At 37.1% G+C, this 19,999-nt stretch carries 22 protein-coding genes; 11 read left to right on the plus strand and 11 right to left on the minus strand.

All coding sequences use genetic code 11. The features are described 5' to 3' along the window. From ACEPSS_RS02850 to ACEPSS_RS02860, 3 genes are read left to right on the plus strand one after another with little or no spacing between them, the layout of a single operon-like run. The gene (locus ACEPSS_RS02850) at nt 1-1,125 is read left to right on the plus strand and encodes a 5-methyltetrahydropteroyltriglutamate--homocysteine S-methyltransferase (protein ID WP_395320009.1); all 1,125 of its coding nucleotides are present in this window, start codon (nt 1-3) and stop codon (nt 1,123-1,125) included. A 4-nt stretch (nt 1,126-1,129) separates the two neighbouring features. Then, nucleotides 1,130-1,906 carry an acetoin reductase gene (locus ACEPSS_RS02855; protein ID WP_395320011.1) on the plus strand — a complete coding sequence of 259 codons (777 nt, stop codon included), beginning with the start codon at nt 1,130-1,132 and terminating at the stop codon, nt 1,904-1,906. A gap of 16 nt (nt 1,907-1,922) precedes the next feature. After that, entirely contained in the window at nt 1,923-2,792 is an 870-nt protein-coding gene (locus tag ACEPSS_RS02860) for a MetQ/NlpA family ABC transporter substrate-binding protein (protein ID WP_395320012.1), read from the plus strand. A 311-nt stretch (nt 2,793-3,103) separates the two neighbouring features. Here the strand turns inward: ACEPSS_RS02860 and ACEPSS_RS02865 are convergent, their stop codons facing one another. Together ACEPSS_RS02865 and ACEPSS_RS02870 are read right to left on the minus strand one after the other, a co-directional pair. Continuing rightward, nucleotides 3,104-3,943, minus strand: coding sequence for an IS3 family transposase (locus ACEPSS_RS02865; protein WP_395317663.1), 840 nt, complete (start codon nt 3,941-3,943; stop codon nt 3,104-3,106). Next, nucleotides 3,937-4,242 (minus strand): transposase, encoded by a 306-nt coding sequence (locus tag ACEPSS_RS02870; RefSeq protein WP_395317661.1) that lies wholly within the window; start codon nt 4,240-4,242, stop codon nt 3,937-3,939. The genes ACEPSS_RS02865 and ACEPSS_RS02870 overlap by 7 nt, the downstream gene beginning before the upstream one ends. A gap of 194 nt (nt 4,243-4,436) precedes the next feature. Between ACEPSS_RS02870 and ACEPSS_RS02875 the strand changes: the two genes are divergently transcribed. The 4 genes from ACEPSS_RS02875 (at nt 4,437) to ACEPSS_RS02890 (ending at nt 8,223) form a co-directional block, all read left to right on the plus strand. After that, the gene (locus ACEPSS_RS02875) at nt 4,437-5,264 is read left to right on the plus strand and encodes a MetQ/NlpA family ABC transporter substrate-binding protein (RefSeq protein ID WP_395320014.1); all 828 of its coding nucleotides are present in this window, start codon (nt 4,437-4,439) and stop codon (nt 5,262-5,264) included. Nucleotides 5,265-5,468: 204 nt separating this feature from the next. Continuing rightward, entirely contained in the window at nt 5,469-6,557 is a 1,089-nt protein-coding gene (gene serC / locus ACEPSS_RS02880) for a 3-phosphoserine/phosphohydroxythreonine transaminase (RefSeq protein ID WP_395320016.1), read from the plus strand. Continuing rightward, a complete protein-coding gene (locus ACEPSS_RS02885; protein WP_395320018.1) occupies nt 6,554-7,738 on the plus strand; it encodes a 3-phosphoglycerate dehydrogenase family protein in 1,185 nt (394 codons plus the stop codon). The genes serC and ACEPSS_RS02885 overlap by 4 nt, the downstream gene beginning before the upstream one ends. Next, nucleotides 7,735-8,223 carry a phosphatidylglycerophosphatase A gene (locus ACEPSS_RS02890; protein WP_395320020.1) on the plus strand — a complete coding sequence of 163 codons (489 nt, stop codon included), beginning with the start codon at nt 7,735-7,737 and terminating at the stop codon, nt 8,221-8,223. Before ACEPSS_RS02885 ends, ACEPSS_RS02890 begins: the two co-directional genes overlap by 4 nt. A gap of 158 nt (nt 8,224-8,381) precedes the next feature. Here the strand turns inward: ACEPSS_RS02890 and ACEPSS_RS02895 are convergent, their stop codons facing one another. The 5 genes from ACEPSS_RS02895 to ACEPSS_RS02915 form a co-directional block, all read right to left on the minus strand. Next, on the minus strand, nt 8,382-8,792 hold the full coding sequence (locus tag ACEPSS_RS02895; RefSeq protein ID WP_395320022.1) for a hypothetical protein: 411 nt from the start codon (nt 8,790-8,792) through the stop codon (nt 8,382-8,384). A gap of 61 nt (nt 8,793-8,853) precedes the next feature. Continuing rightward, complete coding sequence (locus ACEPSS_RS02900; RefSeq protein ID WP_395320024.1) at nt 8,854-9,282, minus strand: hypothetical protein; 429 nt, start codon at nt 9,280-9,282, stop codon at nt 8,854-8,856. An 84-nt stretch (nt 9,283-9,366) separates the two neighbouring features. Continuing rightward, nucleotides 9,367-10,365: a D-2-hydroxyacid dehydrogenase gene (locus ACEPSS_RS02905; protein WP_395320026.1), complete on the minus strand. Its 999-nt coding sequence runs from the start codon at nt 10,363-10,365 to the stop codon at nt 9,367-9,369. Then, the gene (locus ACEPSS_RS02910) at nt 10,365-11,543 is read right to left on the minus strand and encodes an aminotransferase class I/II-fold pyridoxal phosphate-dependent enzyme (RefSeq protein WP_395320028.1); all 1,179 of its coding nucleotides are present in this window, start codon (nt 11,541-11,543) and stop codon (nt 10,365-10,367) included. The genes ACEPSS_RS02905 and ACEPSS_RS02910 overlap by 1 nt, the downstream gene beginning before the upstream one ends. Nucleotides 11,544-11,555: 12 nt before the next feature. Continuing rightward, a complete protein-coding gene (locus ACEPSS_RS02915) occupies nt 11,556-12,599 on the minus strand; it encodes a PTS sugar transporter subunit IIC (protein ID WP_395320468.1) in 1,044 nt (347 codons plus the stop codon). 693 nt (nt 12,600-13,292) lie between these two features. Between ACEPSS_RS02915 and ACEPSS_RS02920 the strand changes: the two genes are divergently transcribed. Then, nucleotides 13,293-14,741, plus strand: coding sequence for an ABC transporter substrate-binding protein/permease (locus tag ACEPSS_RS02920; RefSeq protein WP_395320030.1), 1,449 nt, complete (start codon nt 13,293-13,295; stop codon nt 14,739-14,741). A gap of 13 nt (nt 14,742-14,754) precedes the next feature. Next, complete coding sequence (argF, locus tag ACEPSS_RS02925) at nt 14,755-15,798, plus strand: ornithine carbamoyltransferase (RefSeq protein ID WP_395320032.1); 1,044 nt, start codon at nt 14,755-14,757, stop codon at nt 15,796-15,798. A 52-nt stretch (nt 15,799-15,850) separates the two neighbouring features. Here argF and ACEPSS_RS02930 read toward each other — a convergent pair whose 3' ends face one another. Further along, complete coding sequence (locus ACEPSS_RS02930; RefSeq protein WP_395320033.1) at nt 15,851-16,849, minus strand: NAD(P)-dependent oxidoreductase; 999 nt, start codon at nt 16,847-16,849, stop codon at nt 15,851-15,853. Between the two features lie 16 nt (nt 16,850-16,865). Next, nucleotides 16,866-17,945 carry an AEC family transporter gene (locus ACEPSS_RS02935; protein ID WP_395320035.1) on the minus strand — a complete coding sequence of 360 codons (1,080 nt, stop codon included), beginning with the start codon at nt 17,943-17,945 and terminating at the stop codon, nt 16,866-16,868. A gap of 239 nt (nt 17,946-18,184) precedes the next feature. Between ACEPSS_RS02935 and ACEPSS_RS02940 the strand changes: the two genes are divergently transcribed. Next, the gene (locus ACEPSS_RS02940) at nt 18,185-18,646 is read left to right on the plus strand and encodes a hypothetical protein (protein WP_395320036.1); all 462 of its coding nucleotides are present in this window, start codon (nt 18,185-18,187) and stop codon (nt 18,644-18,646) included. A 49-nt stretch (nt 18,647-18,695) separates the two neighbouring features. On the opposite strand, the gene ACEPSS_RS02945 is transcribed toward ACEPSS_RS02940, so the two are convergent. Beyond that, on the minus strand, nt 18,696-18,890 hold the full coding sequence (locus ACEPSS_RS02945) for a hypothetical protein (RefSeq protein ID WP_395320038.1): 195 nt from the start codon (nt 18,888-18,890) through the stop codon (nt 18,696-18,698). 431 nt (nt 18,891-19,321) lie between these two features. After that, nucleotides 19,322-19,504 (minus strand): hypothetical protein, encoded by a 183-nt coding sequence (locus tag ACEPSS_RS02950; RefSeq protein ID WP_395320040.1) that lies wholly within the window; start codon nt 19,502-19,504, stop codon nt 19,322-19,324. Nucleotides 19,505-19,681: 177 nt separating this feature from the next. On the opposite strand from ACEPSS_RS02950, the gene ACEPSS_RS02955 reads away from it, so the two are divergent. Then, nucleotides 19,682-19,996 (plus strand): helix-turn-helix domain-containing protein, encoded by a 315-nt coding sequence (locus tag ACEPSS_RS02955; RefSeq protein WP_395320042.1) that lies wholly within the window; start codon nt 19,682-19,684, stop codon nt 19,994-19,996. The last annotated feature ends 3 nt before the right edge of the window (nt 19,997-19,999 follow it).

Raw genomic sequence — 19,999 nt, forward strand, 5'->3', positions numbered from 1 at the left:
ATGGCTAAAGAACATTTTGATATCGTTGGTAGTTTTCTCAGACCTGAAAAATTAAAAAACGCTCGAAAAGATTATGAAGCACATAAAATTACGAAAGCAGAATTAACAGAAGTAGAAAATCAAGCAATTCAAGCATTAGTTGCTCAAGAAATTGCAGCGGGATTAAAAACGGTTACTGACGGGGAATTTCGTCGTAGTTATTGGCATTTAGATACTTTTTGGGGATTTGAGGGAATTAAGCATACTCATCAAAAACATGGATATTTCTTTCACGGTTTAGAAACCAGAAATGATTCGGCCCAAATAGAAGGCAAAATTAAATTTAATAAAAACCATCCTGATTTAAAGGCCTTTGAATATTTACAAAGCTTGGTAGCAGATCAACCAGGAATTACTGCTCGCCAAAGTGTCCCATCACCAGCTCAGCTCTACGCTGAATTGGTTCGAGGACCAGAAAATATTGCCGCTTTACATGAATACTACGATAACGACGAAGAATTAGTTAAAGATATCGGACAAGCCTATCATGATTTGTTTATTGCCTTATATGATGCGGGCTGTCGTGATATTAAGCTTGATGATTGTACGTGGGGAATGTTAGCTGACAAAGACTTCTGGAAATTGATGACTGATCAATATCAAGATATCGATACTTTACAAAAGTTGTACTTAGAATTTAATAATGCAGCATTACAAAATTTACCAGCTGATTTAACGATTAGTACTCATGTTTGTCGAGGAAACTATGCCTCAACTTGGGCTGCCAGTGGTGGTTATGAAACGGTTGCCAAAAATTTGTTTGGCAAAGAAAATGTTGCTAATTATTATCTAGAATTTGATGATGATCGTTCAGGAGATTTTGCTCCACTAGCAGAAGTTACTGATGGTAAAAAAGTTGTTTTAGGCTTAGTAACTTCTAAAAAAGCGGACTTGGAAGATCAGGCAACTTTAAAAAAACGTATCCAAGAAGCCAGTCAATATGTTGATTTAGCTAATTTATCGTTAAGTACGCAATGTGGTTTTGCTTCAACTGAGGAAGGTAATCAATTAAAGGAGCAACAACAATGGGACAAGATTAAATTAGTTGTGGATACTGCCAACCAAGTTTGGGGATCAAGGAGTTAATGAGATGACCAATAAAGTAGCCATTGTTACTGGAAGTGGACGTGGAATTGGTGAATCAATTGCCAAACAATTAGCCCAAGAAAACTATACCGTAGCCATTGCCGATATCAATGATGAAACGGCAGCGCAAGTTGCTAACGAAATCAATGCCAATGAAGGACAAACTGCGAAGGCATATCATTTAGATGTTGCTAATCGTACGGAATTTTTCGACGTTGTCAATCAAGTAGTGGTCGACTTTGGCCAGTTAGACGTCTTGATAAATAACGCAGGGATTGCATTTATTGACGAAATTGTTGATAGTGATCCGGAAAAAGTTGAAAGATTGTTCGATGTTAATTTGAAAGGAACCTTCTGGGGGATTCAAGCTGCTGCACAGCAATTCAAAAAACAAGGAACTGGCGGAAAAATTATTAATGCTGCTTCATTAGCATCAATTGAAGGTTCAGCCTTACAAGGTGCTTACTCAGCTTCCAAGTTTGCAATTCGGGGATTAGGCCAATCAGCTGCTAAAGAGTTAGCGAAAGATAAAATTACCGTCAACGCCTATGACCCAGGGATTGTGCTAACACCGTTGCGTGATGCGATTGATGAGCGAACGGCCGAACTGAAAAAGACCACTTTTTCAAAACAACGACAAAGTGTAATAGATGAAATTGCCCTAGGTCGAGCTGCCACCCCACAAGACGTGGCAGATGTAGTTGCGTTTCTCGTTTCTGACAAAGCTAATTATTTAACCGGACAATCAATTCTGATTGACGGTGGAATGAGATATCAATAACAAGGAGGAAGAGCGCATGTCGAAAAAAACAAAATGGATTGCGACGGCAGCCGTGGTAGTTTTAGCGGGTATCGGAGTGTGGGGCGTTCAACAAAACCACAAACAAAGTACGAGCCAAACCCAAGTTACCTTAGGAACGATTGGGTCAGATGCTAAGATTTGGAATTACATTGCTAAATTACCAGAAACGAAAAAAGATCACATTGATTTAAAGGTTGAGAACTTTACGGATGGGGTGACCCTTAATAAGGCGACAACGCAAGGAAAAGTCGATGTTAATGCCTTTCAATCGTATGCATATTTAGTGGCTTACAATAAAAATAATCCTGACCATAAATTAAGTATTTTAGGAACTACTTATTTAGAGCCCATGGGAATTTATTCGAAAAAGTATCATTCCCTCAAACAAATTCCAAATGGTGCAACCATTGCGATTGCTAATAATCCTGCGAACACTTCCCGTGGCTTACAATTGTTAGCGAAAGCCGGGTTAATTACTTTGAAACCTAATTTTGGTAGTTTGTCCGGAGTAAATGACATTAAGAGTAATCCTCATGATTTCAAATTCAAAGAAATTGATGATACAACTGGTCCACGAGTAATTGATGATCAGGGAATTGCCGCTGCTTTAATTGGAAATACGATTGCGTTAGAAGGTCACTTAAATGTGCTTCATAATTCTCTTTATCACGAAAAAGTTGACCAATCGACAAAGGATAACATTAATATCCTTGCAACAGCCGCAAATAGTAAAAAGAAAGCACAATACAAAAAATTGGTTAAGCTTTACCACAGTCCTAAAGTACAAAAATACATCGACAAAGAATTTGATGGAACCAAGATTAATGTGGAAAAGCCAGTTAGTTATTTAACGGATAAAAAATAATTTTTAGAAAAAATTAAAAAAACCGTTGTAGTTATTTTTTGTAAGTGCTATACTAAATAAAAAATTCAAAGGAGACCTAATAAAATGAAAATGTGTTGCTGTTGTATGTCGAACTAAACAATGATTAAATCAGTTTGGATTTTCTCATTGTTTAGCAAACCCGCTAAATGCTTTGGGAAAATCCATACTGATAACAGCGCCCTTTTTTAGACTTATTAGATCAAAAAGAGACCGATAGCTATCAATATGGATAGTGGAACTGCAACTATTAATTTGAACAATTAAATAAAAGCGAAATTCGATAATCTTAATTAGGCATTTAATTCTCTGTACTCCACAGGGGATTGATTGCCTAATTTTGTTAATATACGTTCGTTATTCCAAAATTTGATATAATCAGTAATGTATTTAATTGTCTCTGATAAACCTTTTGGTTTATCTTTGATATAAATCATTTCAGACTTTAGTGTGGAATGAAATGATTCGATAATGGCGTTATCAGCTGGAGTTCCTTTTCGGGACATACTTCTGATGACGCCTTTTTTGCGTGCCAAATCAAAATAATCGAATGAAGTATATGTTGCTCCTTGATCACTATGAAGTATTGAACCATCAATATTATCTAATTGGTTTAATGTATCAATAACTAATTTTGTATCTGGATGCTCAGAAAATTCAAATGCAACAATTTCTGAATTATAGGCATCAAGAATTGTTGATAAATAGATAAACTTATCTCCGCATGGAATATAGGTAATATCAGTAGTCAACTTTTTTAATGGAGCATTTGATTCCCAGTTACGATTAATTATATTGTCAAATTGCTTATACGGATTACCAGGCCTATGAGAACGCTTTTGTCTTACTCGACAACCCCAGCCAAATTCAGACATTATTTTTTGAACTTTACTGATACTACAGTTAAAAAACCTATTAAGTATGGCATGAATCTTTCTATAACCGTATAAAAACTTAGTTTTTATACAAATATTTTTAACTTCTGATTCAGTATCAGTTAATTCGTTATCCATTAAATGATTTTTATGATAGTAGTAAGTACTCCTAGAAATTCTAAGTATCTCACAAACACGTTTTATTGGAATAATACCTTTAAAACTATCAATCATAATTATCGTTGATTTATTTACCACAACCTTTCCTTGATTAAATATTTTTTTACAACAGCTAATTCCTCATCTTTTTGTTTAAGTTCTAGCTCATATTTGATTTTTAATGGCAACTCATCATCGCCTTTATGATATTTATATTGTTTACCTGCTGGTTGTCTTAATCTCTGATAATCATTGTTTCTTAGATATTTTCTCCAAGTATAAATTAGTCCATCGCTTTTAAGACCTAATTTTTTACATATTTTTCTTCCAGGAACACCTTCATTTAGAAGCCTTATGGCTTCAAGTTTTGTTTCATATGAATATTTATTATTTACCAAAGTAAAAACACCTCCGAGTTTTAATTAATTCTATCAAGAATAATTAACGAAGATGCTTTTATTTATCTGTTCAATATTATAACTTCAGTTCCAGTTATTGGTCTTTTTTTATCCAATTTTCGCGAAAAAGTATGATAGTGGGTCGTAATAAAGTGTTGAAATTAGAATACTAACTACAAATAGGAGAATTAATTATGAAGTTTAACAAAAAATACGTTATCGGTGCTTTAATTGCATTATTCGGAATTATTTTCATCTTTAGTTTTGTGCTCAAACCGAAACAATCAGAAACTAACACGATTCGCTTAGCCTCATCCCCTGGTCCTTACAGTGATTTATTCCTTAAGGGTGTTAAACCAATTTTGGAAAAAGAGGGCTACAAAGTTAAGAACCAATCATTTAGTGATTTGTCGTTAGCCGATGTTGCCATTAATAATGGTGAAGCTGATTTGAACGTTGATCAACATACGGCTTACATGGATAACTTTAATAAAGAAAAACATGCTCATTTAACTGCTTTGACTAAAATTCCTACGGTACCAACGGGAATTTATCCAGCTAAGAAGACTTCATTAAAACAAGTTGCCAAGGGTGATACCGTTGCCATTCCAAATGATCCATCAAACATGGCTCGGGCTTACAATGTTTTAGTTAAAGCCGGCTGGATTACTTTGAAAAAAGGAGTGGACCCCATCAAAGCTACCAGCAAAGACATCGCGACTAACAAATATGATTTGAAGATTACCGCAATGCAAGATGTGCAAATTCCCCGTTCTCGTTCTGATTTTGACTACGTAATTTTACCAGGATCAACCGCTTATCCAGCTAAGATATCAACGAAGACAATGCTCATCTCAGAAGACATCAAGCCTGACTACTACTTAGTTGCGGCCGTTAACAAGCAAGATAAAGATAAAAAGTGGGCTAAAGCAGTTGATAAGGCTTACCACTCAAAAGAATTCAAAAAGTATCTCCAAACTCATAACAAAGACAGCTTTTGGAATGTTCCAAAAGGTGAATAATTAGCATTAAATTGAATATGACTCAAAAAGACCATCCGTGCATTAAGGATGGTCTTTTTATGATTAAAAAACGAACTTTATCTAATCTTTTACACCTGAATTTGTTTACAATACGTATAAATGTGTTATAAAATTTAAAAATACCAATAATATACGATTTATGTTGAAACGAGTGGTATTAATCTTTCAGAGAGGAATTAAAAGATGGAGACCTTTAACTTTTCAGCTGGGCCCGGCGTGTTGCCGACCCCAGTTATTTCACAAATTAAAGCAGATTTAGCACAGCAGGAGTTTTCTCACTTATCCATGCTCGAGATTTCTCATCGCTCGTCGCAATTTGAAGCGATTATGAATAGTGCCCAGCAGCGATTACGCCAATTAATGAAAATTCCTGCTGATTATGAGGTCGCTTTTATTCAAGGCGGTGGTTCCTTACAGTTTGAAATGTTGCCATTGAACTTAGCTACGCAACTGCAAAAAATTGCCGTATTAGATTCCGGTAATTTTGCGGCTAAAGCGGCTCAGGCAGCGCAAATGGTAGGAAAAGAGGTTGACATTGTTGCTTCCAGTAAGGCTGAAAAATATCGTTATTTACCCCAATTGCCGAAAGACTTTCAAGCCGATACTTATGATTATTTACATCTGATCACTAATAATACGATTGAAGGAACTGCTTATCACGCTGATAACCTACCGCAAACAACGGGTTATTTAACGGCGGATATGAGTTCGAATATTTTGGCAGAACACTATGATGTACGTAAGTTTGGCGCTATTTTTGCTGGAGCACAAAAGAATCTTGGTCCAGCTGGAGTAACCATTGCAATTATCAAAAAGGATTGGTTAGATGAACAAAATATTACTGGAGTTGGCCCGATGATGCGGTACCAAAATTATTTTGCGAAAAACTCGATGTATAATACTCCGCCTGTTTTTGCGATTTACGCCCTTGATTTGGTCTTAAAGTGGGTTCAAATCAACGGTGGAGTTTCTGAAATGTTCCGCAGAAACCAGGAAAAAGCTAGTAAATTATATGATTTCTTAGACGAGTCCAAATTATTTGATGCGCCCGTTAAACGGGAAGACCGGTCCCTTACGAACGTGGTGTTTACCACTCATAATCAAGACCGGGACGCCCGCATTGTTAGCGAAGCAACTGCTAATGGTTTATTTAATCTAGGTGGACATCGCTCCGTGGGTGGATTTAGGGCATCCTTGTATAATGCTCAGCCAATGGCGGCCGTTGATCGCTTAATTGAATTTTTACACACAGTTGAAAAGGGTGAACTATGAAGAACATAAAAACTTATAATGCCATTAGCCAAACGGGACTAGATTATTTAACCGACCGTGACTACCAAATTAATGCTGAGGCAAAGCCACTTGGAATTTTGTTACGTTCCCAAGATTTATTTAAAGAAATCATCCCCACTTCAGTTGCTGCCATTGCAAGGTCAGGAACTGGATTCAATAATATTCCAATTGAGGAGCTATCGAAGCGTGGGGTTGTGGTATTCAATACCCCAGGGGGAAATGCGAATGCCGTTAAAGAACTGACCCTTGCTTCATTAGTATTGGCTGCTCGTCCAGTTTTGGGGGCCGTTGAGTTTGCCCAACAAATCCGAGGTGGAGATGTTTCGTTACGAACTGAATCAAATAAGAAGAGTTATCGTGGAACTGAACTGGCGGGAAAGACTTTAGGGGTGATTGGACTCGGCAACGTTGGTTCCAAAGTTGCCAATACGGCTTTAGCACTCGATATGAATGTAATTGGTTATGATCCTGGCCTAAATGCTAATACTGCTTGGCGAATTGATCGGCATATTCAACATGCAACGGATGTTGATACTGTTTTAAAAAAGGCTGATTACGTTACCATTCACATTCCTTTAGATGATAGGAATCGTCATTTTATTGATGCGCAAAAACTAAAACTCATGAAACCAACTGCTGCTTTGCTTAATTTAGCCCGGGGTGGGATTGTTGATGATACAGCAGTTAAAGCAGCTTTAGATCAAGACCAGTTGCGAATTTATATTACAGATTTTGCCGATCCAATTTTATTTGATAATCCGCAGGTAATTGTAATGCCCCATATTGGTGGATCAACTTTAGAAGCCGAAGAGACGAACTCTTTAATGGCTGCCAAAGAACTTGACCAGTACCTTACGACCGGAAATATCTTTAATTCGGTTAATTATCCAGAAATTAATGAACCATTTACCACTAAATATCGCTTTGGAATTATCCATGAGAATGTTCCAAATATGATTGGACAAATTTCGAAAATTTTTGGGGAACATAACCTTAATATTGAGCAATTGAATAATCGGGCGCAAGGGGAAAATGCTTATACACTGGTCGGTTTCAATGATTTTGGGGCTGAAACTTCCGTTAAAATGCAACAAGCTTTAAATGCAATTCCTAACGTGATTGTTACGCGTTATTATCAAAATTCAGAGGAGATCTTATGAGCCAATTATTACAAGAACAAGCCATTCAACAGTTAGCCAATCGTGGGGTCGCAATTAATGATATTGCGGCCGGTACCAAAACTTTTTTAACGGATAAATACCATGACGAAGTAGATGAAACAAAGTTAGATCATGCGATTCAACAAGTCTTGCATAAAGATGAAGTGGCAGATATTATTTTGACGGCCCTTTATTTAGATGAACAAGCTGAAACGATGCCCGATGATCAACCATTGAAGGCACGATTGCAGCGAGATGCGAATGGACATAACGTTGATGAAATTTTGGCAATTGCAATTACCCAACAATTTTCGGCAGCCGCAACGGTTCATTATGGTTTGTTAGATGATTTGAAACCGGGATTGATTGGGGTAATTAACGATAAAACTGATAGTATTAATGTCTATTTGGATGATATTTTAGCAGCCTTAATTGCGAGTGCGGCGATGACATACTTAGAAATTCTGGGTGGAAATAATTATTAACTACAATGACCCATTATTGATTACTGGATAGATGGTTTAACAAATAAATATAAAAAAACTCAGAAAATTTTATTCTGAGTTTTTTTAGTCTATGTTAGATAATTTATTTTGGGTATTCTATTCTAAATTGCGTCTCCAATCAAAATTTTTAAGATGTTTCAAATATCCTTTGTGTTTTTTAACAAGTAAAGTGACCAAAGAATAGCACTTATTCCATTACCGATTATAAAAATACCAAATATTTTCACAAAACCATATAAATTTATAGTAATTTTAAATTGAAACATTAAAAACATAATAATTAGACTTAACATTAATGTAGAAAAATAAACAATATATCTAAATTTTAAGATTGATAATAAAAACTTTGGAGTATTAGATTTTGCTTTAAAAAATCTATAAAATCTAAAATTTAATAAGCAAAAAAAGGAGAGTGATCCAAGGATAATATACAAGAAAAATAAAATGAAATTAATTTTGAAGTTAATAAGTGGTATCAGGCAAACTAATAGTATGTCCATTAGTGAGAAAAATAAAATATTTTTTTTAATGTTTTTTTCTTTATTCATTGCGTCTCCTAAAATATACAATTTTGATTTTTCAATATTTAGTAAATAAACGTTTATTGAACTAAGATTCCTTTAAATTAAATAATTTAAAAATTAACCAGGTTATACTACCGACACAGACGCCAATTATTACAAAACTTATCATTGTAAAAATATCATACCGATTTAATTTTTTTAAGTTAGGGATTAAATAAAGACTTAATCCGATATTAATTGCTAACCAGCATAATGATATAGAATAAATGAGTTTTCTGATTTTTAAAACCGATTTTGCAATAAAAGTAAGAGAGGTTTTGTTCTTAAAAAATCGATTATATTTTGAACAGAGTAAGCAAAAAAATAATAAAAATCCTAGAATTAGATAGCCAATGATTAAAATTAAATTGATTTTAGTATGTAATAGTAAAATGCAAATATACAATAATATGCCTTCTAGCAAAAAGAAAACGATGCCTTTTTTGATATTTGCTTTTGTCTTCTTAGTTTTCATAAATTCTCCTAAATTAGGTGTAATTAGGCATTAGTTTAGCATAAAAGACCCGCAAATTAATTTTTGCAGGTCTTTTTGCTAACGCTATTTAAATTCATTTTGCACTGGTTCACCATTGATAATGGCTAATACATCATTAAGACTAATTTCGACCATGTTTTGCACCGCCATGTTGGTGTAAAAACCAATGTGGGGTGTAATCATAACATTTGGCATCGCATGTAACGCATTGAAGTTTTTGTCTGGAATCGGGCGACCTTGAAAATCTTTATCAAAAATAGCTGCTTCACCTTCGACTGTATCAAGCGCAGCACCGGCAATTGCTTGGTTTTGTAAAGCATCAATCAAGGCTTCGGTCACGACGACGGGACCACGAGCAGCATTGACTAAGAAAGCATCCTTTTTCATGTGTTGAAAGGCATCCGCGTCCAACAAACCCTTAGAGGTTTCGTTTAAATCAACGTGTAAATCGACAACGTCCGCTTGTTCCAGTAATTCATTTTTGGTAGCAACGTAGGTTAAAACATCCGTTAATTCGTCATGATGAACTGGATCAAACGCAATCACTTTGGCACCTAAAGCGTGAAATAAACGAGCCGCTAGACCACCAATCCGGCCAGCTCCGATAATTCCAATCGTTAAAGTACGAATTTCGCGAGCAATCGGACCGCGTAACTTGTAATCATTGTTGTTACTCCGTTTTTCGACAATTTCTAGATTCCGAATTAAGCGTAGCGTTTGGGCAACTGACATCTCCGCAACTGAGTTAGGGGAGTAAGCGGGAACGTTGGTCACAATCAAGCCTGCTTGGTGAGCTGCATCTAGATTGATGACATCCACTCCCGCTGTTCGTGTGGTAATTTGTTTGATACCCAGCTCAGCTAATTTGGGGTAAATCGTGGTTTTATCGCTAATCGGTCCCCGTTGCTGGATTACAATTCCGTCATAACCCTTGGCTAAGGCAACGGTGTCATCGTGAAATTCATGCTGAGTCGTATCAACCGTCACGTCATGTTCTTGACTCCATTGTTTGATAGCTGGCTTTTCGTCATCACGCACACTGTACATTAAAATTTTAGGCATTAGGCTTTTCCTTCCTGAGCCACGTAGGCTTTGATATTGTGCATCGCTTTTTTAAGATTATCCATTGATGTTGCGTAACTGATCCGGATGTAACCTTCTCCACCAGGGCCAAATGTACTACCAGGCACAACGGCCACTTTCCCTTTTTGGGCTAAATCATAAGCAAAGTCCATGCTGTTTTGGATTAAATTAGCAGGAATTTTAGCGAAAATGTAGAAAGCACCATCTGGATTAGCGATTTCAAAGCCAAGTGCTTTTAATTCTTGGTAAACGTAATCGCGCCGTTTTTGGTATTCGGCTTTCATTGCAACTGCATCATCAGCACCATTTGAGAGAGCTTCTGCAGCAGCAAACTGGGCATTCGTCGTTGGTGATGTAATGGTGAATTGATCGATTTTTTCTAGTTGGCTAGTAATCTCTTTAGGAGCAGCCATGATTCCAATTCTCCAGCCGGTCATCGCATGTGATTTTGACACCCCGTTAAGTAAGATGGTTTGTTCCGGTAATAAACTAGCAATGGAAACGTGTTGGGCATCGTAAGTTAATTCACTGTAAATTTCATCGGAAATCACGAAAATATCATGTTTTTGCAAAATCGCAGCTAATTCTTTGAGAGCGGCTTCGTTGTAAGTTTTTCCGGTCGGATTAGAAGGGAAGTTTAAAACAATTGCTTTCGTCTTAGGATGGTCTTTTAAAGTTTGTTCTAATTGTGCAGGAGAAAGGACAAAGCCATTTTTAGAAGTATCCATGAAAACTGGTTGAGCCCCACGAAGTAAGGTAATTGGAATGTAGAGAGGGAAAATGGGTGTCGGAATTAAGACTTCATCACCGGGATTCAAAATGGAAGTTAAAGCGGTGTAAATTCCCCCGGTTGCTCCGGCCGTAATGATAATTTCGGTATCCGAATCATAATTTAAATTGTATTTACTATTTAAGAAATTAGCTGCCGCATCTCGTAACGCTTTGGTTCCTTTAGTGGGAGCGTAATGACTTTCGTCGTCATTAATACTGTCAATCGCAGCCGTTTTGATGTGTTCAGGAGTGGCGAAATCGGGTTCCCCTAAGGTAAGTGGAATGATTCCGGGAATCTGACTAACGTCATCGTTGAATTTTAAAATGGCGGAAGGTGATAATTGCAACATTTCTTGGTTCATTTTACTAACTAAATCTTTTGACATAATTGTTCTCCTTTATTTGTAATCTAATTTGAGATCTTCGGCTTTTTGTAAGTTTAACTTATCGGTGAAAATAAAACGACTGATGAAGCCTAGCAAGACTGGTAAAACGATGAATAAGACTAGCACCATGATTAGGTGGAAAGCAGAAGCGTGTGGATGGGCATCTAAATCAGCTAAGGGACCAACTAAACCTGATAAACCAAAGCCTGCACTGATCGGTGTTCCTTTAATGTTGAAAATGGCCCCTAAGCCACCTAAAATTCCTGCATTAATTATGGAAGGAATTAATAATTTAGGCTTGGCTAAAATGTTGGCCATTTGAATTTTGGGCGTTCCCACAAAATGTGAAATCGTCGTACCAAATGAATTGGCTTTCGCTCCCGCAATCGCGATGGCAAAGGAAGCAGCGACAATTCCAAGATTAGCGGATCCAGCGGCAATGCCATTAATGCCAATTGCAGTGGCAATTCCCACTGAGCTAATGGGAGAAACAACGAGAATCGCAAAACAAATTCCAATTAAAATCCCCATTAAAACGGGTTGTAATCCGGTAATTCGTGCAATCCCAAAACCGATGTCCATGGTAAATTGATTAACTGGTTTGAGGGTTAACATCCCAATTCCGCCCCCAATTAACATGGTTAAAGTGGGCAATAATAAAATCGTTAAATCTTTGAGCTTTTTGCCCAGTACCATGATTAAGCAGTAGGCCACCGCAATCGTAATTCCAATGTTTAAAACATTGCCACTTCCATTAACGGTAATTGCTCCTTTAACGACCTGTGCATTTCCGGCGCCAATCGTAGCAGCTAGTGCTAAGGAGGCAGTTTGAATCGGAGTAAATTTCGCTAACATGCCGACACAAACAGCACTGGTTGCTGGCAGAATCATCGCGGCTAAACTAGTTAAGACTAAAACGAAACTTAAAAAGGGAGCATGTGGCAAGAGGGGTTTCACAATTGCATTTAGAATCGCTCCGGGAACTAAGGCGACGATAATTCCAATTGCCATTCCGTTTAAAATATTTAACGTGTGTGTTTTAATTTCAGTTTTCATCATCAAAATTCCTTTCGTATATAAACAAAAAATCCCAGTTAGTCACGGAAAACTAACTGGGATTAAACACACTCGTTATCGGAAATCATTATTATCCAATCTGTGATGAACCTAGTTAGAATTCCTTAGTGGTATCTAACTAGGCAACCAAAAATTACCTTACTTAGATACGTCGTTATACCAAGTAAAGTAAAAATAAAAACTGGTTTGGTTCATCATGTGACTGTTCATAATTATCTTTCCCCTCTTTATTTGTTACTAATATTAAACAATTAATTTAAACAACTGTCAACCACTTTATGGGTAATTAGCGAACTTTATTAATTATCATATTGATGTAACGGAATAAAGGCGAACTATTTTTCAAAAAATGGTTGTGCTTTTCCTTAATTATGCTATGATAGTAAAAACTTAAAAATGTAAACGTTAATTAGAAAGTAGTAGTTTTTCTAAGAGTTTCAGTGAGATATTGGGTAGTGCGAAATATCAACTCTTAAAAAATGAACGTCATCTAAATGTTGTATGCGATTAAAAACCATACTGGGTGCTCCCATTACCGAGCCAACGATTCGAAGCTGGATTGGGAGAGATGTTGTTTTCACAACATAATAGAGGTGGTACCGCGTACAAGCGTCCTTTAGTTAGAGATAATTAAGGGGCGTTTTTTGTTTGGAAAAAAAGGAGCTGAAAAAAATGAAGAAAATTTTACAATTACTCTTGCTGAGTGCCATGTTAGTGCTCGGATTGGCGGTTAGTCAGCCCGTTCACGCGGATGATACCTTACAACAAGTCAAAGAGAAAGGGGAATTGACGGTCGCGTTATCACCAGATTATCCACCGTTTGAATTTCAAGTTAATCATCATGGCCATGCAAGTGATGCTGGGTTAGACATTGAAATTATTAAGCAATTTGCCCATGACTTGGGCGTTAAATTAGTGATTAAAAATATGTCATGGTCATCAGTCCTAGTCGCCGTGGAGACGGGGAAAGCTGATATGGCGATTGGCGGAATTAATCCAACGGCAGAACGGGAACAGAGTGCTGAGTTTTCTAAAATTTACTATCAAGGTGGGCAGTGTTTCTTAATTAATAAACAAGACGCTGAGCAAATTAAACACCAGTCTGATTTAAAGGGGAAAGTAGTCGGGACCCAAACGGGAACTTTACAACAAGATTTAGCCAAAAAGCATCTCACCGGGTCTAAACTCACTAGTATGGAAAAAACCAATGACTTAATTTTGGGCGTGAAGACACACAAGGTGGATGCTGTGGGAGTTGAAAAACCGGTTGGGGAAGCTTATGTCCAAAATGATCCAGATTTAAAAATGATTCCAGCTGATTATCAACTCAGTAAAAAAGATACCGGGTGTGCAATGGTCTTTCGGAAGGGTGATACCAGCATGGTTCACGCAGCTAACCAGACCATTGATCAAATTGAAAAAGACCATTTACTTCCCCAATACATGAAGACGGCCAGTAAAGAAATGAAAACGAACACGGTCGACACTTCAATGTGGCATTACTGGACTTACTTTGCAAAAGGATTGGAATATACCTTACTCATCTCGATTGTCGCAGTCCTTGGTGGGATTATTTTAGGGATTGTATTAGCTTTGATGAAACTTAGTCACCAGGTTTGGTTGAGTTGGCCAGCGAATGCTTATGTAGAAGTTGTCCGGGGTACCCCTTTGATGGTACAAGTGCTGTTAGTTTATTTTGGAGTTGGGCTGTTAGTTAATTTTCCAGCACTTGAAGCGGGGATGTTAGCGGTCACGTTAAACAGTGCGGCTTATGTTTGTGAAGTCATTCGGGGTGGAATTAATTCGGTATCTAAAGGTCAGGCCGAAGCCACGCAGAGTTTGGGACTTTCTAAAACCGATGCAATGCGGTTCGTGATTTTACCGCAGGCCTTGAAAAATATTTGGCCAGCCTTGGGGAATGAATTTATTTCGGTAATTAAGGAAAGCTCAATTGTGTCAATTATTGGAGTAACTGATTTGGTTTACGAACTTAACATCGTACGGGCTGATACTTACCGGGGCGTGGCGCCAATTGTAGTCGTGATGGTAATGTACTTCTTACTAACCTTCACGTTGACCAGACTATTGAACCTATGGGAAAAGAAATTACAACATAACTAAGAGGAGTAAACAAATGACAAATTTAGCATTATTAAACAGTTTTCAAGGACAATCATTTTTACAAGAAACCGATTTTACCCCCGCACAACTGAACGCTTTAATTGATTTTGGGTTACAAATTAAGCACACTAAGCAATCAACTGGGAAAGTGCCCAAATATTTGCATGACAAAGATTTAATTTTACTATTTCAAAAAACTTCGACGCGGACGCGGTTAGCTTTTGAACTTGGTGGTCAGGATATGGGGGCACATACTGCTTACATTGATCCGACGGCCAGTCAGTTTGGCGTCAAAGAATCAGTGGCAGATTCAGCGCAAGTGTTTGGCGAAATGGCAGATGGAATTGAATATCGGGGATTTCGCCAAGCTGATATGGAAACGATGGCTGCACAGGCCGGGATTCCAGTTTGGAACGGTTTATCGGATGAATGGCATCCGACCCAAATGATTGCGGACTTTATGACGATTAAAGAAAACTTTGGGACGTTATCAGGAATTACGTTAACTTTTGTGGGTGATGGGCACAATAATGTCGCTAACTCACTCTTAGTTACCGGTGCCATGTTGGGGGTCAACGTCCACATTGTGGCACCGAAAGCTTTGCAACCTAGTGCCGCAGTCCAAGTGTTGGCTCAACAAGCCGCGGAAGCGTCAGGTGCCGAACTGTTAATTACGGATGACTTAGCTACAGGAGTCCACGGTTCTAATGTAATTTACACGGATGTCTGGGTCTCAATGGGAGAAAATAACTGGCAAGAACGGATTAACCAGTTAATACCTTATCAAGTTAATTCAGCTTTATTGCAACAAACCGGGACCCCAGACGATGAGTTGATTTTTCTGCACTGTTTACCAGCCTTTCATGATGCTAATACCGAAGTTGCTCAAGCGGTGATTGAAAAATACGATGGCTTAACGACTCCAGAAATGGAAGTGACGGATGAAGTCTTTCAAAGTCAGTTTGGTCGGCAATTCCAACAAGCAGGGAACCGGAAGTATTCGATTATGGCGATTATGGCAGCCACGATTGGCGATTTGAGTTTGTTACCAGATTAAAAATAGATACCAAAAAACCCCAGAAAAAATTTTCTGAGGTTTTTTAATTGGCTTATACTAATTCATTTGGACAAGTACCAGTGGTTAAAACATCATGGAAGTTTTGGTAACTAACGGAAATCATGTCTTCTAACGCAGGTTCGGTAAAGGAACCGACGTGCGGAGTCACAATGACATTCGGAAATTGTTCCATCATTTGGTAAACACCAGCATTGGGTAAATCACTTAGCTTAGCAAAGCCTTTGCCAAAAATATGGCCTTCATCGACCACCACATCAGCTCCATAGCCACCTAAATGTTGGTTAGCCAAGGCTTCCGTTACCGCTGCCATGTTTACTACTTGAGCACGAGCGGTATTAATCAAGATGGCATCATCTTTCATCATGGCCAATTCCTTGGTGTCAATTAAATTTTCGGTATCACCAGGAATAAAAGGAACGTGGAGGGAAACGATATCGGATTCCTGTAACAAGGTTTCTAAACTAACTAACGGAACGCCATTTTTGACGTTTTCCCCGTTAGCATGCGTATCATAACCAATCACTTTAGTGCCCATGCCACCATATAAGCTGGCTTCGGTTGCTCCAATGCGACCACAACCAATGATTCCCACAGTAGAACTATGAATTTCTTTACTAAAGTAGGAATCTAGGACTTTAAAGTTACCTTGATGAGTATTCGTCATTTCGGCGCCGACTTTTCTGAATAGAGTCATACCTAAGGTCATAGCTAGTTCAGCCACGGCATAGGGAGAATATCCGGGCACGCGAGCAACTTTAATGCCGAGTTCTTTGGCAGCTTCTAGATCAACGTGGTCAAAACCAACGGTCCGGGTGAAAACATAATCAATTCCCCAACTTTTAAATTTAGCCAAGTTTTCGTGGTCACCGGCACAGGTTCCTCGCAGTAAAACAGCCTCAGAACCCTTAGCAGCAATCACATTTTCGTGATCTAACATTTCAGGAACTAAGTTTAATTCGTAATTATAAGTATTTAATTTTTCGAAGTATGGAACTTCAATCGGTCTGACACCATAAGCGGTGATTTTCATAAATGAACTCTCCTAATTATTTAATTAATCCAGCACTATTAATCACTTGTAAAATGGCAATCCAAATTGGCATCATGATCACGGCTAAGACAGTCGATACTAGCGATGCGTTGGAAGCCAAAATGGCATTTCGGTTAAAACTAATGGCATAGGCAGACGCAACGGTAGCGGTTGGGGTTGCCATCATAATTACCATCGTAGCAATCGCAACGAAACTCATTGGTAGAATGCCCATTGCTGAAAGGCCGCCAGCTACTACTAGCGTAAATAACGGAACTAAGATAATTTTGTTGCAAGCGTAGTACCAGGAAATTTTACTTGAAGCAGCTTGACCAAATGAAATTGAACCAAGGGTCACCCCAATTGATAGCCAAGCTAGTGGTGATGCTAATTGAGCTAGGTAATTTAAAGGCGTCCAAATCCACAATGCAGTTTGGTCAATTCTAAAGAAAGCAACGGAGTGCATGCCCGCTTTAGCATCAATGGCACCTTTCACGAAGGTTGGGACGGTAACTTGAGGGGCATATGCTTGCACTAACCATAAGAATAAACCTAAGAAAGTGGCAATCACGATGGGATTAAGGAACATTTTCTTAACGTTTTTCATCTCCATTTTTAAGCCAGACATCTTGATGTAGGCATAGGAATAGAGAAAAACGCGGTAACCAATGTTGAAAATAGAACTGTACATAATTCCTTTAGGTCCAAGCACGGCCCCAACAATGGGAATTCCAAAGAAAGTAGTTGAACCAAAAGTGGTCAAGATTCCCATAACTTCCCGTTCGTTTTTGTTGACCTTAGCGTAAAGTAAGGGAGCTGCAAACATTAAAATTAAGATGATTAAAAAGCCCCAAATTAAAACGCTAATTCCTTCGGCAAGGGTTTTACCGTCAATGGGTGCCATGAATGAATTCAAGGCCAAGGCGGGAATGGCAACCGTTAATGTAACTTCTGCCAAGTTTTTTCCGAATTGTTCGGAAAAAATATTTTTCTTACGAAGGTAAAAACCAAGTAAGATAATAAAAATCGTTGAAGTGATGGCACTAACAATACTAGGATTAGTTAGGGTCTTCACGAATGCATCTGTAATACTCATATTGGTCCTCCAAATGTAATTATAATAATAAATGTAATCGCATACATTAAACACAGGCTTTTATTTTATCATATAAAGTTCTTTGATAGGATAGTTTTTGTGAATTTATGTACTAAATGCTAAAAATAAATCAGTTCAAGATTGATTTGTGAGATTATAATTTATGGCTATTCCCCATAGGCTAACTAAGCTAGCTATAGTATAATTACAAGAAATATCAATTAATAGGAGAAAAAACTTTGATTAAAGAGATGGAATTAATCGATTACAACGTTTCAGCATTTAATTTTATGCTTAATGATGATTACGACTTTGATAATCCAAGTGGAACTACGATGGATTTGGGCTTGGCAGTCGACATTATTTTTTCAAGTGTCGATAAAACGGGTTATGTTCGGCTACAGTGTGAGGTGGGATCACTCGAAAATCCTGAATCTCCCTTTTTCTTAAGAGTAGAAATGCTTAATATTTTCAATTTTAAATTGAAAGCGGGACAGTTTAAAGCGAACCAATCTGACATTACCAAAATGAGAAAAATGTTGAAGACGGAGGCGTTAGATACCGCTTATCCATATTTACGTCAAATCGTGAATACTTTAAGTGCCCAATCAAATAGTTTTCCGGGATATAATCTTCCAATCTTGAGTCTTTCAGAAGAAATTAAACAAAGCGGCAACATTAATTTTATTGATGCTAACTAAAAAATCAGCTAACGACAATTGTTAAAAATGGTCGTTAGCTGATTTTTTATCAAACTTTATTTTTGAACTTGTAGTAGAGAATTTGAACTGCTTTAAAAGCAAAAAATAATACTGAAAAAATAACGGCAATAAAGAGCCACACTGGTAAATCTTTAACTATTAATGTGTGAATTCCACCGATAAATAACAACGTACAAATAATCCATGGTCCGTTATTTCTAAACATAATTAAAAATTTTAGCATGTTTAATTGCTCCTTTAATTGTGTTTAAACTTCAAATATAAGAATTTTCCAATATTGTAGGCGAAAATAAAAACGGATAAAATAACGCCGATGAACAGCCATGTTGGTAAATTTCTATTTACTAAAGCATAAATTCCCTCGATAAATAACAACGTGTAAATAATCAATGGACCATTATTTCTAAACATAATTAAAAATTTTATCATATTTAATCGCTCCCTTAATTGTGGTTAAACTTCAAATATAAGAATTTTATCGTGTTGTAGGTGAAAAATGAAGTGGATAAAATAACGCCGATGAACAGCCATGTTGGTAAATTTTTATTTACTAATGCATAAATTCCTTCTATTACAAAGAGAGTTCCAATAATCCACGGTCCGTTATTTCTAAAAAATTTTAAAATTTTCAACATAATGACTCACTTCCTTTAATTATTTATTTTTAAAATGTAAGTAAATTTTTTCACTCAATGCATAAACTGAAAGTACAATTGCTATTCCCATTAAGACTTTAAACCAAATTGATGTATTAGATTTAGTAAAACTAGCAATTCCAGCTGCAATGAAAAATATAAGAATAATTGTACCTACTTTACTGTTTGGTGTCTTTGCCATAATGACTCACTCCTTCTTCGGTTTACACTAGATTATCACATTTTTCTTACTTAATTAGCCTTAAATCAGTGATGCTTAGGTTATAAGACAGGCGCTGCAATAGTCAGCGTATGATTTTAGCTAACTTAGGCTGTTCATCTTTTGATAATCTATACAGAAAAGTAGTAGTTTAGTATAATGATGAAAAAAGCAAAGGACGAAGCCATGAGTATTGCCGATAAAATAAAAAAAGCTAGACAATCCGCTAATTTAACGCAACAAGAAGTATCGGATAAACTGAATATTTCGCGAAAAACTTTGTCTGGTTGGGAAAATAATCGGAGCAATCCAGATTTAGAAATGCTTAAATCATTGGCTGATGTTTTTGGTAAAGACATAAATTATTTTTTAGACATTGAACCACAAAATCACGAGTCAACCCTTTTCCTTTGGGTATATTTTATTAACGCAATGTTATTTGCTATTGTTATTCTTCTTACGTTTTTTGAATAATCC

It is taken from the genome of Fructilactobacillus frigidiflavus (genome assembly GCF_044054575.1).
Lineage (GTDB): Bacteria > Bacillota > Bacilli > Lactobacillales > Lactobacillaceae > Fructilactobacillus > Fructilactobacillus frigidiflavus.